Source organism: Ruegeria meonggei (assembly GCF_042768335.1).
Classification (GTDB): Bacteria; Pseudomonadota; Alphaproteobacteria; order Rhodobacterales; family Rhodobacteraceae; genus Ruegeria; species Ruegeria meonggei.
This window is the reverse complement of sequence record NZ_JAXHBT010000001.1, coordinates 155,008-167,604: the sequence shown is the minus strand read 5'-3', so window position 1 is coordinate 167,604 and position 12,597 is coordinate 155,008. Positions and strand designations below refer to the sequence as shown.

Below are 12,597 nucleotides of genomic sequence, written 5' to 3'. Positions count from 1 at the left end.
AGACGCGCTGTCAGGTCAGTGCCGGCTCGATCAGGTCCGGCCCGCTGGCCCGGTTCGAATTCACTGCTGGATCAACCCGGTAATAGTCCAGCACACCGTCAACACCGGGCCGCATCAGGGTTGCGGCCCCTTTGCCCACCTCACCTAGCCAGAGCGGCCAATCGTCCGGCTCCAGGATCAGAGGCATGCGATGGTGGATCGCGCTTAGGTAAGTATTGGCCGGGGTCGTCACGATGGCACAGGTCCCTTGCCGTGCATCCTCGGTGCCCCAATCCTGCCAAACACCGGCGAAGGCAATCGGCGCGCCGTCCTTGCGGTGGATGTACCATGGCAAGCGGTCGCCCTTTTCCGTCTTGGTCCATTCATAGAACCCAGTCGCCGCGATCAGGCAGCGCCGCGCGCGACAAGCCGCACGGAAGGCTGGCTTTTCCGCCAGGGTTTCGGCCCGCGCATTGATCAAGAGTGGTCCTGCGTTTTCAGTTTTGTACCAATGTGGCAGAAACCCCCAGCGCAGGGAATCCAACTGACGCCCGGTTTCCCCGGCACGCACCACATGAACCTGATTGGTCGGGCAAACATTGAAATTTGGCACAGAAGGCAGCGTGTTAGCCGGACGTGCAGAAAACAGCTGCGCCATCGCGTCATTGGGAAGGGTTATTGCAAACCGTCCGCACATGGGTAAAGAACCATAAGTAATCGTTTCATACAGACACAGGACGTCCCCGGGTCATATGCAAAATCAAACAGCGAAAACCCTAAAAAGCAAGGCGGTGGCGGCACTGGAAGCAGGCAAGCTCAATCAGGCGCTGAAAAAAGCCCAGTTGGGAGCCAAGAAGTATCCCAAGGATTCCGATTTCCATGCCATCTCGGGCTTTGTTCTGACCGAGATGAAGCAATACAAGAAATCCATCCCGCATTTCGTTGAAGCGTCCCGGATGAAACCAGACGATCCGCAATTCGTAGAGAATCTGGCGAATGCCCTTATGCAGACCAACCAGATCACAAAAGCGTTGGAATACACCGAACAGAAGCTGGAACAGTTCCCCAACAATCAGGAACTGAACCGCGTCCTGGACGAAATCCACCTAAAGGGCAGCAACTGGCGTGCGATCGTTGAACACACAACCAAAAAGCTTCAAGGTGACCCGGATAATGCCGACCTTCTGTCCACACGCGCAAAAGCTTACGGACGTATTGGTTTTGTGGATGACAACGCGCGCGATATAGACCGGGCTTATGCATTAGAACCCGAAAATGAAAAGATCGCCTATCAGAAGGCGATCAGCCTGCACCAAAGCGGTGACAAGGCAGGATCCAAAGCCATCATAAAGGGGTTAATTGAATCCTATCCTGAACACATTTCAGCCCTCCTGCAGATGTCGACAATGGCCAGCGCAGAAGAAATCCCAAACCTGATGGAGGCGGTCGAATCCGCAATCGCCAACAGCGAACACGACCGGCTAGAGCTTGAGTTTGCCAAGGCTCATCTGATTTCGAAAACGGACGGGTTGCCTGCATCCATGCCACAGTTTGCACGCGCCAACACTGTGCAGCACGATGGCAACCCCTACGACTTTGCCGAGGAAGAAGCAAAACAGGATCAGATCACCGGCCTGTTCCCGATTGGAATAGCCCCCCCGAATTCAGAGCTGCGCGAGGCACCGATTCCGATCTTCGTGATCGGACAGCCGCGATCCGGCACAACGCTGATGGAAATGATGCTGAGTTCAGTGCCCGATATCGCCGGGTGCGGTGAGCTTACACTGGGCGCTGATCTGTCACGTGAGTTTGAGAAAGGCTCCAAGGCTTTTGGTACAACCGAAGCCGTTGAATACGCGCAAGAGTTCCGCAAGCTGATGCCCCCTATCCCCGAAGGATGTGAGGCGTTTGTCGACAAGATGCCGCATAACTATCAACGTGTTGGCTTCCTGCTGTCGGCCTTCCCAAATGCCAAAATCATCCACATGCTGCGTGACCCGCGCGATGTCGGGTTGTCCAAATGGATCAGGCGGTTCCCGGCCGGTGGGATGCGCTATGCCTCGAACCTTCAGGCGATATCCCATTCGGCGAATATGTACCGTCGCTATATGGCACATTGGGATGCCGTGTTTGGGGACAGAATCCTGACCGTGCCTTACGAAAGGCTGGTGGCTGACCCTGAGACATACAGTCGGCAAGTCGCCTCGTTCTGCGACATTGAGTGGACGGAAACGATGATGCATCCTGAGAAGAACACCAAACAGGTGCGAACAGCCAGTATCGACCAGGTGCGCAACAAAATTTCAACCAAATCCATCGGTGGATGGCAAAGCGTGTCGGACGACCTTCGGCCTTTGCTGGATGGTCTCGATCCAGCGCTTTGGCCGGAATACGAATTGACTATGTAAGCCACAAAAAAGGCCGCATCCAATGATGCGGCCTTAGTCGTTTTCACAAAGGTTTACTTCTGCTTGATACGGCCGTCCAAGTATGGCTGATACGGGGCGTTTTCCGCCAGATACTCTGCCGTCACATCCGCCAGATCTGGACCAAAGTCATAGGCGTTTTTGTCATCGCCTTCGAACATGTTGTAGCCATCTCCGCCATTTCGGACATAGTTATTCGTGACCACCAGGTACGTCGCTGCGGGATCAATCGGCACGAACCCTTCACCGCTTGCGACCATGACGTCGGACACGCGTCCCTCATTCGGTGCAACGGACGCGTCCCAGGCAAAGGTCATGCCTGCGACCTGGGGAAAGCGGCCTTTGACCTCTTCGACCTGGCTCACACCGTTTTCCAGCGCGTCGATGACACCCTGACCGCTGATCTCAAAGGTCGATAAGGTGTTCTGGAACGGCAGCACCGTCAGAACTTCGCCCATTGTCACCTCACCCGGATCGATTGAGGCGCGCAGACCGCCCGAGTTCGCAATCGCGATCTGAACGCCCTGATCGGCGACCCGCGCCAGCATGGCATCGGCGACCAGATTGCCCATCTGGCATTCCTGCACGCGGCAGACCGCACGGTCGCCTTCAATCGCATCAGCAGAGTCGGCAACCACCTTGTTGCGGATTTCGTCCAGCGGCACCGCCAGTTCGGCGATACGGTCCAGCGCGGCCTGATCCTCGGTCACTGAGTTGTCCATGATCAGCGGCTCACCCGCTGCCTCAACCACGTTGCCGTCATCGTCAAAGGTCACGTTCAGCTCACCCAGGAACTTGCCATAGGCATAGGCCTGAACAATCTGAACACCGTTAACCACGGTTGGATATGGCCCAGCCGCCTTGTCGGACACGTTCGACAGATAAGTGTTCGAGTGACCGCCCACGATGACATCCACGCCGGTGGTTTCCTGCGCCACGCGCTGGTCGACCCCATAGCCCGAGTGGCTCAGCACGATGATCTTGTTCACGCCCTCGCCGGTTAGCCTGTCGACCTCGGCCTGAACTGCAGGAACCGGGTCCGAGAAGGTGATGTTCGGGCCGGGTGAGGCCAGATCGTGGGTGTCTTCCGGTGTCAGCCCGATCAGGCCGATCTTTTCTCCGCCAACTTCGATGACCGTTGATTTCTTGATCTTGTCGGTCAACAGCTCTTCGTCGCGGATATCCGCGTTCGACATCAGAACCGGGAAATCCACCGTGTCGACAAAGCCGCGCAACACTTCGGGGCCGTCGTCAAACTCGTGGTTCCCTACGGTCATCGCATTGTAGCCCAGCTTGTTCATGAACTCGGCCGCGACCTTGCCTTTGTAATAGGTATAAAACAACGAGCCCTGAAACTGATCACCCCCATCCACGAGGATCGAGTTTTCGGCCCGTCCCCGCGCGTCGTTCACGGCGGTGACCAGACGCGCAGACCCGCCAAAGCACTTGCCCTCGGCGTTGTCTTCGGCGTCGCAACCGCTGTCATATTTATTGATCGGTTCAAAGCGCGCGTGGAAATCGTTGGTGTGCAGAATCGTCAGCTTGTAATCGGCCGCGGCCATCCCTGCGGTCAGGCCAAGTATCGCGGCTGAAGCCAGGAAACGGGTCAACATATTCAAACTCCCTGTTGTTATTTGTCGCGATGGTGCGCCGCACGGCTGGAAGAGTCAAAGGGGGAAATCCAGCTTGATTCTACCCGTCGCACGGGGCATCACCACGTCATGCTGATTTACAAGATTTTCCGAGCTGAAGAGTGGGCAACTTTGCAGACACAGGGCGCGTCGGCCGGCGCACCGATAGATGTGGCAGATGGCTTTGTCCATTTCTCAACCGCCGAACAGGCCACTGAAACTGCGGCCAAACATTTCGCCGGGATCGAAGGGTTGACCCTTTTGGCCTGCGATGCCGACGCCATGGGTGATGACCTGAAATGGGAGGTCTCGCGCGGTGGAGCCTTGTTCCCGCATCTTTATCGCCAATTCCGCCTGTCGGATGTGGCGTGGTCGCGCCCCTTGCCGTTTGACGGCCAGTCGCACCACTTCCCCGAGGAGATGACATGACTGCTTATGTCGATCCCGATCGCACCCAGTTTGAGGCGTTCAAAGCACTGGACCGGGACCATCCAATCGAGATGCTCAATCTGGTCAAATTCCGTGCCCAGGCGGCCTACCCCGATGGGCACGAACTGGCGGCTACCGGTCTGACAGGTGCCCAAGCCTATCGCAACTACGGGTCCGAGACCGCCCTGATCATCGCCCGGCTTGGTGCATCCATACTCTGGCGCGGCCAGTTTGAGACCACGCTGATCGGCCCCGAAGATGAGGCATGGGATGCGGTCTTTGTCGCGCATTATCCAACGGCGCATGCGTTCATGGAAATGGTTACCGACCCCGTATACCAAAAAGCGGTGGTGCATCGGCAGGCCGCGGTCGAGACCTCGCGCCTGATCCGCTGTGCGCCGGCACAAGGCAGTGAGGCCTTTGGATGAAACTGACCGAAAAACTGGGACTGGCTGCCCTGCACAAGCTTGATCCCGAAACCGCCCACGGGCTGTCAATCAAGGCGCTGAAGGCAGGGCTTGCACCTGCACCCGGCCCCATAACATCGCCGCGTCTGCGCACGCAGCTTGCGGGTCTGGTTCTACCGAACCCTGTTGGTCTGGCCGCCGGGTTTGACAAGAACGGCGAGGTTCTGACCCCTCTGTCCCGCGCAGGTTTTGGGTTTATCGAAGTGGGTGCTGTTACGCCACGACCGCAGCCCGGCAACCCCAAGCCCCGGCTGTTTCGCCTGACCGAAGACAAGGCTGCGATCAACCGTTTTGGCTTTAACAACGACGGCATGGAGGTGATGGCAGAGCGCCTGGCCCGTCGCCCCAAAGACGCGGTGATCGGCCTGAATCTGGGCGCCAACAAAGACAGCGTTGATCGGCCCGGCGATTTCGCCAATGTGCTGTCGCATTGCGCGGCCCATCTGGATTTTGCCACGGTCAACGTGTCCTCGCCTAATACCGAAAAACTGCGGGATTTGCAGGGCAAAGCTGCGCTGAGCGCATTGTTGGGCGGCGTGATCGAAACCCGCAACACGCTGCCCCGCCCCTTGCCGATCTTCCTGAAGATCGCGCCTGATCTGACCAAAGCAGAACTGCAGGACATAGCCGAGGTTGCCGTTGAAACTGGTGTGGATGCGGTGATTGCCACCAACACCACCCTGTCGCGCGACGGTCTGCGCAGCGCCCATAAGGGCGAGGCTGGCGGCCTGTCCGGTGCGCCTCTGTTCGAAAAATCAACTCGTGTTCTGGCGCAGCTCAGCCAACTAACCGAAGGGAAAATCCCGCTGATCGGGGTTGGTGGCATCAGCAATGCCCAACAGGCTTACACCAAGATTTGCGCCGGGGCCTCGGCTGTTCAGCTGTATACCGCAATGGTCTATGGCGGGATATCTCTGGCGGCAGAAATCGTGCAGGAATTGGACGGGTTGTTGGCGCAGGACGGGTTCAACTCTGTCGCGCAAGCCGTTGGAAGTAAACGAGAGGATTGGCTGTGATCGAATACTGGCACAACCCGAGATGTTCGAAATCACGCGCGGGGCTGGCGTTGTTGCAAGACAATGGCGCACAGGTTGAGATTCGCAAGTACCTCGAAGACGCCCCCTCGGCGGATGAGATACGTGCGGTACTGACCCGGCTTGGTATCCCGCCCATTGCCTTGGTGCGGACGGGGGAAAAGCGGTTCAAGGAACTGGGACTGACCAAAACCACCCCTGTCGACGCATTGATCGTGGCCATGGCCGAAAACCCAATCCTGATCGAGCGCCCTTTGGCCATCGCCGGTGACAAGGCCGCTGTTGGACGCCCGCCTGAGGATCTGCTGGGTCTGCTTTAGGCGATTTGTGCCTCAAGCCGGGGGTAACGCCATCCCAGAGTGACACCGCGCGCGATGTTCAAAACCATCAGTGCTGCCCAAAGTCCGTGATTGCCCAGGGTCGGGACCAGAATGAGCAGGGCGACAATGTAGATTGCGACCGACAGAACCATCGCGTTGCGCATCGCTCGGGTCCATGTGGCGCCTATATAGATTCCGTCGAACATCCAGCTCGCCACACCGATCACCGGTGCAAGCGCGGCCCAGAACAGATAGTCGCGCGCAGCCATCCTAACCTCGGGCGAAGTGGTCATCAAATCGATCAAGGCTGGCCCGGCCAGATAGAACAGGGCCCCCAGTGCAAATGCGCCCCCCACCCCCCATTGTGAGGCCATGACCGACGCGCGTCGGACCTGATATCGGTCGCGCGCGCCCACAGCGCTGCCGACCAACGCTTCGGCAGAAAAGGCGAACCCATCCAAGGCAAAGGCGGTGATTTCGAGGAATTGCAGCAACACCTGATTAGCCGCCAGGTTCACATCACCAAGATCCGAGCCGACGAACAGAAACGTGGTAAAAGCCCCCGTCAGCAGCACAGACCGGATCATGATATCGCCGTTCACCTGCATCATACGACGCAACCGGGCGGCATCGAAAATCCGCGGCCAGTCGCACCATTGGTTGCCGTAAAACGCCTCTCGGCACAGCCATAGGCCCAGCGCCAACCCGGTCCATTCGGCAATCAGAGTTGCGATAGCCACGCCTTCGACACCCCAGCCAAGCCCCAGAACGAACCACAAATCCAACAGGATGTTCAGCCCGTTCATCCAAACCTGCAGGACAAAAACACCACGCGTCCGTTCGACCGCGATCAACCAGCCGGTAACGGCAAACAGCGCTATCGTTGCCGGAGCGCCCCAGATGCGGATTTGCAGGTAATCCCTCGTCAACGCCTCGACCTCGGGGCTGGCGGGGGACAGCGCAAACGCCCCCAGAAACAGCCAGACCTGGATCAGAACAAAGAACATCCCCGCCGCGCCGCCCAGCAGCAAGCCGCGCATCAGCAGAGCACCGGTTTCCGCCGTATCCCCCGCCCCGCGCGCCTGCGCCGCAAGACCCGTGGTGCCCATGCGCAGGAACCCGAAGATCCAATAGATCGAGGCCAGGATAACCGCCCCCATACCTACCGCTCCGATGGGTGCGGGCATCCCCATCTGCCCGACCACACCTGTGTCAACCGCCCCAAGAATGGGAACCGTGGCGTTCGACAGCACGATTGGAAAGGCGATTTTCAACACCCGCCCGTGTGTGAGGGGCGCCGGAGCCTCGTGCATCAGGGTTTCTCTTTTTCGGGCTTGGATTGCGGCATCAGAAAATGCCCCGATGCCTGAGCGTAAGGACGTGCGTGATTATCCTGCCAGGCTTCGACCCGGACAGAGGCATAACGACGGCCTGCCCGGCTGATGAAGGCGCGGGCATAGGCGTCGCGCGGCAGGCCGGATCGCAGGTAGTCGACCGTGAAATCAACCGTCTTGGGGAACCTGACGTTTTCGGATTTAAGAATGTCCTGAGCATCCATTTCACCGCTTTCGATGCGGGGAAGAAAAGTGTCCCAACTTAAGGTAATGACCGCTGTGACCTCGAGAAACGCGGCTGTGACACCGCCATGCAACGCGGGCAGCAAAGGGTTACCGATCAGCTTTTGATCAAAGTTCAGCACTCCGGTCAGTTCATCCCCACGCCGATCGAAGTCAATATTGAGAAAGCGGATATAGGGTACGCCTTCGACAATCGCGTTCAGCGCCGCATCCCGGCGTTGTTTGACGACCTGCGCAGATTCGGGGATGGGGCGCGCCATCACAGACCCTCCACCGTAAATGACCCCGAGGCCGTGGCCACCGGCAGATCCTGATTCTCATCCATCGCCGTCGCCCGGACAAAGGCGACGTTGCGGGTAATGTGGTAACACGTGGCATGGGTGGTGATGCTCTGCCCCGGTGTTGCTGCCCGCATGTAGTCGATCCTCAGGTCGATTGTCGCCGTACCGCCCGGGGCGGATGGATGGCTCATAACTGCGGCACCACAGCAAGTGTCCAGAGCAGCAAATACCGCGCCGCCATGGATAACCCCGGTCCTCGGATCTCCGACCAGATCCTTGCTGTAAGGCATGGTGATTCCCGCCTCACCATCGCCGATTTCGGTCAGGTTCATACCCAGCGCCTTTGCATGTGGAATCGCTTCGATGAACTGTCGGGCAATTGATACTTTATCGACCATGTGCTTGTGTCCCTTCGATTTCTTCTTTTATGAGCGTGTGGCCAGTAAAAGAGCAAGCCCACCTGTTGCGCTTGATAATAACAAGCCATAGTCTGTTTCAGAGGAGAACAGGAATGTCCGACAAGCGTTTGTCATTCAAAGAGATGTGTACTGAGTTCGATGTAACTCCACGCACCCTGCGCTACTACGAGTACATAGAATTGCTGCAGCCGGATCGTGAAGGCAGGTCTCGATTCTATGGCCCGCGCGAATGCGCGCGGATGACTTTGATCATGCGCGGCCGCAAGTACGGATTCCCTCTGGAAGACATCCGCCAATGGCTGTTGATCTACGAAGATCAGGGAAATCAGGCTCAGATGGCTGCTTTTGTCGAAGTGGCTGATCAGCAGATGGTTGAACTGCGCAGTCAGCGCCAACAGTTGGACGATGCGATCGATGCGCTGCAGCAGATGCGGGACCAGACCGCCAAGTCACTGGGCTAACTCTCCGACAACCACACTCAGAACTTTTTGCCACCTGTGACAGCCGCAGGTCATCGGCGCGGATCGTGGTGTTGGCGCCACATTCCCGGGTGTTTTCCTGTGCTTTTTCGCAATTCCGTTACGTTACGTCTGAAAATGCGATCCCGCAGGACCTTGACGCAGGCGGATGCCACGTCAACTTATTTGTGACGTAGCGTTTGAATTTCGAGAACGCCAACTCCGTGTTGTAACGTGCGCGACAACTGCGCACCTGCCTTTGATAGACGCCAGTGACGAGAGTGCTGAACCATGACCGAAGACCAGATGACCATTCGTGAAATGTGCGAGACATATGATGTCACGCCGCGCACCTTGCGATTTTACGAAGCCAAGGAACTGCTGTTCCCGATCCGCGAAGGACAAAAACGTCTGTTCACCAAACGTGACCGCGCACGCCTAAAGCTGATCCTGCGCGGCAAACGTTTTGGGTTCAGCCTGGAAGAGATCAGGCAGTTGCTGGACCTGTACCATGTTGGTGACCAGCAAATGACCCAGATGACCCGCACCTATGATATCGCGCGGGATCGCCTGGCGGATATGGAATCCCGCCGCGAAGAACTGACCCAGGCCATTGACGACCTGAAAGAGCAATTGCGTTGGGGCGAAAAAGTCATCGCCTCGATCAAGACCGAAAAGAAAGCCGCCGAGTAACGCACGCGGATCAATCACCGGACATCTGAATTAAGGGAGCTTCGAATGCCCATCTACAACGCGCCTAACAAAGATACGCAGTTCATTCTGCACGAAGTACTTAACATTTCCGGATCGGACATCCCCGGCTACTCCGAGTTGGAACCCGAGTTCACTGGTGCTGTGCTGGAAGAAGCTGGCAAGATCGCGACCAACGTCCTGCACCCGCTGAACGTGGTCGGCGACACCGAAGGGTGCCGTCTTGAAAACGGCGTCGTCTATACGCCCACTGGCTTCAAGGATGGGTTCGAACAGATGAAAGAGGGCGGCTGGACAGGTCTGGACATGCCCGAAGAATATGGCGGGCAGAACATGCCCTACGTTCTGGGTACTGCGGTGGGCGAGCTGTTCTCGGCTTCCAACCAGGCCTTCACCATGTACCAAGGCCTGACCCACGGTGCGGCCTCGGCCATTCTGGCACACGGCACCGAAGAGCAGAAAAACACTTATCTGCCCAACATGGTCAGCTGTGAATGGACCGGCACTATGAACCTGACCGAGCCGCATTGCGGCACCGATCTGGGCTTGATGCGCACAAAGGCAGAACCACAAACGGATGGTAGCTATAAAATCTCCGGCCAGAAGATCTTTATCTCGGCGGGTGAGCATGACATGGCCGACAACATCATCCATTTGGTGTTGGCCAAGATCGTGGGCGGCCCCGAAGGCATCAAAGGTGTGTCGCTGTTCATCGTTCCCAAGTACCACGTAAACGAGGACGGCAGCCTGGGCGAACGCAATGGCGCGACAGTCGGCAACATCGAAGAAAAGATGGGCATCCACGGCAACTCCACCTGCGTCATGAACTATGACGAAGCAACCGGTTACCTGTTGGGTGAAGAACACAAAGGCATGCGTGCCATGTTCACCATGATGAACGAGGCCCGTCTTGGCGTCGCCATGCAGGGTCTGGCCCAGGCCGACGCCGCCTATCAGAACGCCGTGGAATACGCCAAGGATCGTCTGCAGGGCCGCGCCGTCTCTGGCACGGAAAACCCCGACGGCCCGGCTGATCCGCTGATCGTACATCCCGATATTCGCCGCAGCCTGATGGACCAGAAAAGCTTTGCAGAGGGCGCCCGCGCCTTTGTCCTGTGGGGCGCGACAATGATCGACAAGGCGCACCGCTCTGGCGACAAAGATGCCGATGGCTTGATCTCACTGCTGACGCCGGTTCTCAAAGGTTTCCTGACCGACGAAGGCTATGACATGACCGTCAAGGCGCAGCAGGTCTATGGTGGCCACGGCTACATCGAAGAATGGGGCATGTCGCAATACACCCGCGATGCCCGTATCGCGATGATCTACGAAGGGGCCAATGGCGTTCAGGCGCTTGACCTCGTGGGCCGCAAGCTGGCGCAGGACGGTGGCAAACATGTCATGGCATTCTTTGAGATGGTCAAGACCTTCTGCAAGGAAAACGCGGGCCAGAATGAAGCCTATGACAAAGCCTTCATCGAACCTTTGAAATCTGCATCCAAGGACCTGCAATCTGCTGGCATGTACTTTATGCAGGAAGGCATGAAGAACCCGAACAATGCTCTGTCCGGATCCAATGACTTCATGCACATGTTCGGCCATGTTTGCCTTGGTCTGATGTGGGCTCAGATGGCAAAGGCCGCCCAGGAAACACTGGACGGCGGCACATCCGACAAAGAGTTCTACGAGACCAAGATTAACACCGGTCGCTTCTACATGGCGCGCCGCCTGCCCGCGACGGCGCTGCACCTGGCGCGTATCCAAACCGGCGCAGACACGGTTATGGCGCTGGAGGCCGCAAGCTTCTGATCTCAATCCGGTTCCGGGGAGAAGACCTCGGAACCGGTCCCTTTCAAGGACATACCATGCCGAAACGCTTTCGCCTGACCCGTCGCTTTCCGGTCGCCATGACCGAGGACGGCTATCGCAAACTACGAGATTTCGCGCGCGATGCTGGGTTGGACGAAGGTGAAGCACTGTCCTTTTTGTTCGAGAACTTCAACAGCATCACCGATGAGGAGAAACTGACCCGAAGACTACGCATCTTCAATTCCGAGCTTGAGGCACGCAAGCGCTAAACGTTCATGTCACACCAGATCCAAGGGTGTGTTTTCAGCAAGACGAACCCCACATATCATTGTGGCCGTTCCTGGATGGACCGGTTCGCCTTTCTCGAAACACAAGAGTTTCGACACTGACTTTGCGCCTGGGAGGGGTAATTGCTTGACCATTAAGCTTTATTGTTTCGGAGAAAGCGGCAACTCCTACAAGGCTGCGCTGGCTTTGGAAATGTCCGGTCTGGACTGGCAGCCGGTCCATGTGGATTTTTTCAATGGTGCAACCCGCACTGCTGAATATCGGTCCGAAATCAATGAGATGGGCGAAGCACCTGTCCTAGTCGACGGTGATTTCCGCACCAGCCAATCGGGGGCTATACAGGCATATGTCACCGAAACGTCAGGCAAATTTGGCGGCAAAACCCGGGAAGAAAACTACGACATTTTCCGTTGGGTTCTGTGGGACAACCACAAACTCAGCTCAATGGCGGGGCTGACCCGGTTCCTGATCAATTTCCTGCCCGAAGAACACCGCAACGCAGATGTGATTGCCTTCAACCAAGGTCGTCTGAAAGCTGCTTATCAGGTGCTGAATACGCATCTGGATGGCCGCGACTGGATTGTCGGAGACGGCGTCACCAATGCCGATCTCAGCTGCTGCGGCTACCTCTATTATCCTGAACCTTTCGGCTTTGACCGCGCCGACTGGCCCCATATCGATGCCTGGCTGACCCGCTTGTCCGAGCAGCCCGGCTGGAAACACCCCTACGACCTGATGCCCGGCAAACAGCCGGATCGAGCTTAAGGA

Annotated in this window: 15 protein-coding genes; 10 read left to right on the top strand and 5 right to left on the bottom strand. The window is 57.4% G+C overall.

The window, feature by feature from the left end:
* Nucleotides 1-10: 10 nt before the first annotated feature.
* Nucleotides 11-676 carry an SOS response-associated peptidase gene (locus SJY13_RS00835; RefSeq protein WP_377186497.1) on the bottom strand — a complete coding sequence of 222 codons (666 nt, stop codon included), beginning with the start codon at nt 674-676 and terminating at the stop codon, nt 11-13.
* A 55-nt stretch (nt 677-731) separates the two neighbouring features.
* Between SJY13_RS00835 and SJY13_RS00830 the strand changes: the two genes are divergently transcribed.
* Complete coding sequence (locus SJY13_RS00830) at nt 732-2,387, top strand: tetratricopeptide repeat-containing sulfotransferase family protein (RefSeq protein ID WP_377186494.1); 1,656 nt, start codon at nt 732-734, stop codon at nt 2,385-2,387.
* Between the two features lie 53 nt (nt 2,388-2,440).
* Here SJY13_RS00830 and SJY13_RS00825 read toward each other — a convergent pair whose 3' ends face one another.
* Nucleotides 2,441-4,018 carry a bifunctional metallophosphatase/5'-nucleotidase gene (locus tag SJY13_RS00825; RefSeq protein ID WP_377186491.1) on the bottom strand — a complete coding sequence of 526 codons (1,578 nt, stop codon included), beginning with the start codon at nt 4,016-4,018 and terminating at the stop codon, nt 2,441-2,443.
* A 108-nt stretch (nt 4,019-4,126) separates the two neighbouring features.
* On the opposite strand from SJY13_RS00825, the gene SJY13_RS00820 reads away from it, so the two are divergent.
* From SJY13_RS00820 to arsC, 4 genes are read left to right on the top strand one after another with little or no spacing between them, the layout of a single operon-like run.
* A complete protein-coding gene (locus tag SJY13_RS00820; protein WP_377186488.1) occupies nt 4,127-4,465 on the top strand; it encodes a DUF952 domain-containing protein in 339 nt (112 codons plus the stop codon).
* A complete protein-coding gene (locus tag SJY13_RS00815) occupies nt 4,462-4,893 on the top strand; it encodes a DUF1330 domain-containing protein (protein WP_377186485.1) in 432 nt (143 codons plus the stop codon). The genes SJY13_RS00820 and SJY13_RS00815 overlap by 4 nt, the downstream gene beginning before the upstream one ends.
* Nucleotides 4,890-5,948 (top strand): quinone-dependent dihydroorotate dehydrogenase, encoded by a 1,059-nt coding sequence (locus SJY13_RS00810; RefSeq protein ID WP_377186482.1) that lies wholly within the window; start codon nt 4,890-4,892, stop codon nt 5,946-5,948. Before SJY13_RS00815 ends, SJY13_RS00810 begins: the two co-directional genes overlap by 4 nt.
* A complete protein-coding gene (arsC, locus tag SJY13_RS00805) occupies nt 5,945-6,286 on the top strand; it encodes an arsenate reductase (glutaredoxin) (RefSeq protein ID WP_085821106.1) in 342 nt (113 codons plus the stop codon). Before SJY13_RS00810 ends, arsC begins: the two co-directional genes overlap by 4 nt.
* Here arsC and SJY13_RS00800 read toward each other — a convergent pair.
* From SJY13_RS00800 to SJY13_RS00790, 3 genes are read right to left on the bottom strand one after another with little or no spacing between them, the layout of a single operon-like run.
* Nucleotides 6,283-7,599 carry an MATE family efflux transporter gene (locus SJY13_RS00800; protein ID WP_377186478.1) on the bottom strand — a complete coding sequence of 439 codons (1,317 nt, stop codon included), beginning with the start codon at nt 7,597-7,599 and terminating at the stop codon, nt 6,283-6,285. The genes arsC and SJY13_RS00800 overlap by 4 nt on opposite strands.
* Nucleotides 7,599-8,123 carry a PaaI family thioesterase gene (locus SJY13_RS00795; protein WP_377186475.1) on the bottom strand — a complete coding sequence of 175 codons (525 nt, stop codon included), beginning with the start codon at nt 8,121-8,123 and terminating at the stop codon, nt 7,599-7,601. The genes SJY13_RS00800 and SJY13_RS00795 overlap by 1 nt, the downstream gene beginning before the upstream one ends.
* Entirely contained in the window at nt 8,123-8,542 is a 420-nt protein-coding gene (locus tag SJY13_RS00790) for a PaaI family thioesterase (RefSeq protein ID WP_377186472.1), read from the bottom strand. The genes SJY13_RS00795 and SJY13_RS00790 overlap by 1 nt, the downstream gene beginning before the upstream one ends.
* Before the next feature lie 113 nt (nt 8,543-8,655).
* Here SJY13_RS00790 and SJY13_RS00785 point away from each other — a divergent pair, with 113 nt between their 5' ends.
* The 5 genes from SJY13_RS00785 (at nt 8,656) to SJY13_RS00765 (ending at nt 12,594) form a co-directional block, all read left to right on the top strand.
* Nucleotides 8,656-9,024, top strand: a complete 369-nt coding sequence (locus tag SJY13_RS00785) for a MerR family transcriptional regulator (protein ID WP_377186469.1) — start codon at nt 8,656-8,658, stop codon at nt 9,022-9,024.
* A gap of 288 nt (nt 9,025-9,312) precedes the next feature.
* Nucleotides 9,313-9,714, top strand: coding sequence for a MerR family transcriptional regulator (locus tag SJY13_RS00780; protein ID WP_085821037.1), 402 nt, complete (start codon nt 9,313-9,315; stop codon nt 9,712-9,714).
* Between the two features lie 45 nt (nt 9,715-9,759).
* Nucleotides 9,760-11,541 carry an acyl-CoA dehydrogenase C-terminal domain-containing protein gene (locus SJY13_RS00775; RefSeq protein ID WP_377186465.1) on the top strand — a complete coding sequence of 594 codons (1,782 nt, stop codon included), beginning with the start codon at nt 9,760-9,762 and terminating at the stop codon, nt 11,539-11,541.
* Between the two features lie 56 nt (nt 11,542-11,597).
* A complete protein-coding gene (locus SJY13_RS00770) occupies nt 11,598-11,810 on the top strand; it encodes a hypothetical protein (protein ID WP_377186462.1) in 213 nt (70 codons plus the stop codon).
* 145 nt (nt 11,811-11,955) lie between these two features.
* Nucleotides 11,956-12,594, top strand: a complete 639-nt coding sequence (locus tag SJY13_RS00765; protein WP_377186459.1) for a glutathione S-transferase family protein — start codon at nt 11,956-11,958, stop codon at nt 12,592-12,594.
* The last annotated feature ends 3 nt before the right edge of the window (nt 12,595-12,597 follow it).

Excerpts from the sequence above, each read along its gene's own strand:
- SJY13_RS00835 (WP_377186497.1), bottom strand. The coding sequence starts at position 676 with ATGTGCGGACGGTTTGCAATAACCCTTCCCAATGACGCGATGGCGCAG.
- SJY13_RS00830 (WP_377186494.1), top strand. The coding sequence starts at position 732 with ATGCAAAATCAAACAGCGAAAACCCTAAAAAGCAAGGCGGTGGCGGCA.
- SJY13_RS00825 (WP_377186491.1), bottom strand. The coding sequence starts at position 4,018 with ATGTTGACCCGTTTCCTGGCTTCAGCCGCGATACTTGGCCTGACCGCA.
- SJY13_RS00820 (WP_377186488.1), top strand. The coding sequence starts at position 4,127 with ATGCTGATTTACAAGATTTTCCGAGCTGAAGAGTGGGCAACTTTGCAG.
- SJY13_RS00815 (WP_377186485.1), top strand. The coding sequence starts at position 4,462 with ATGACTGCTTATGTCGATCCCGATCGCACCCAGTTTGAGGCGTTCAAA.
- SJY13_RS00810 (WP_377186482.1), top strand. The coding sequence starts at position 4,890 with ATGAAACTGACCGAAAAACTGGGACTGGCTGCCCTGCACAAGCTTGAT.
- SJY13_RS00800 (WP_377186478.1), bottom strand. The coding sequence starts at position 7,599 with ATGCACGAGGCTCCGGCGCCCCTCACACACGGGCGGGTGTTGAAAATC.
- SJY13_RS00795 (WP_377186475.1), bottom strand. The coding sequence starts at position 8,123 with ATGGCGCGCCCCATCCCCGAATCTGCGCAGGTCGTCAAACAACGCCGG.
- SJY13_RS00790 (WP_377186472.1), bottom strand. The coding sequence starts at position 8,542 with ATGGTCGATAAAGTATCAATTGCCCGACAGTTCATCGAAGCGATTCCA.
- SJY13_RS00785 (WP_377186469.1), top strand. The coding sequence starts at position 8,656 with ATGTCCGACAAGCGTTTGTCATTCAAAGAGATGTGTACTGAGTTCGAT.
- SJY13_RS00780 (WP_085821037.1), top strand. The coding sequence starts at position 9,313 with ATGACCGAAGACCAGATGACCATTCGTGAAATGTGCGAGACATATGAT.
- SJY13_RS00775 (WP_377186465.1), top strand. The coding sequence starts at position 9,760 with ATGCCCATCTACAACGCGCCTAACAAAGATACGCAGTTCATTCTGCAC.
- SJY13_RS00770 (WP_377186462.1), top strand. The coding sequence starts at position 11,598 with ATGCCGAAACGCTTTCGCCTGACCCGTCGCTTTCCGGTCGCCATGACC.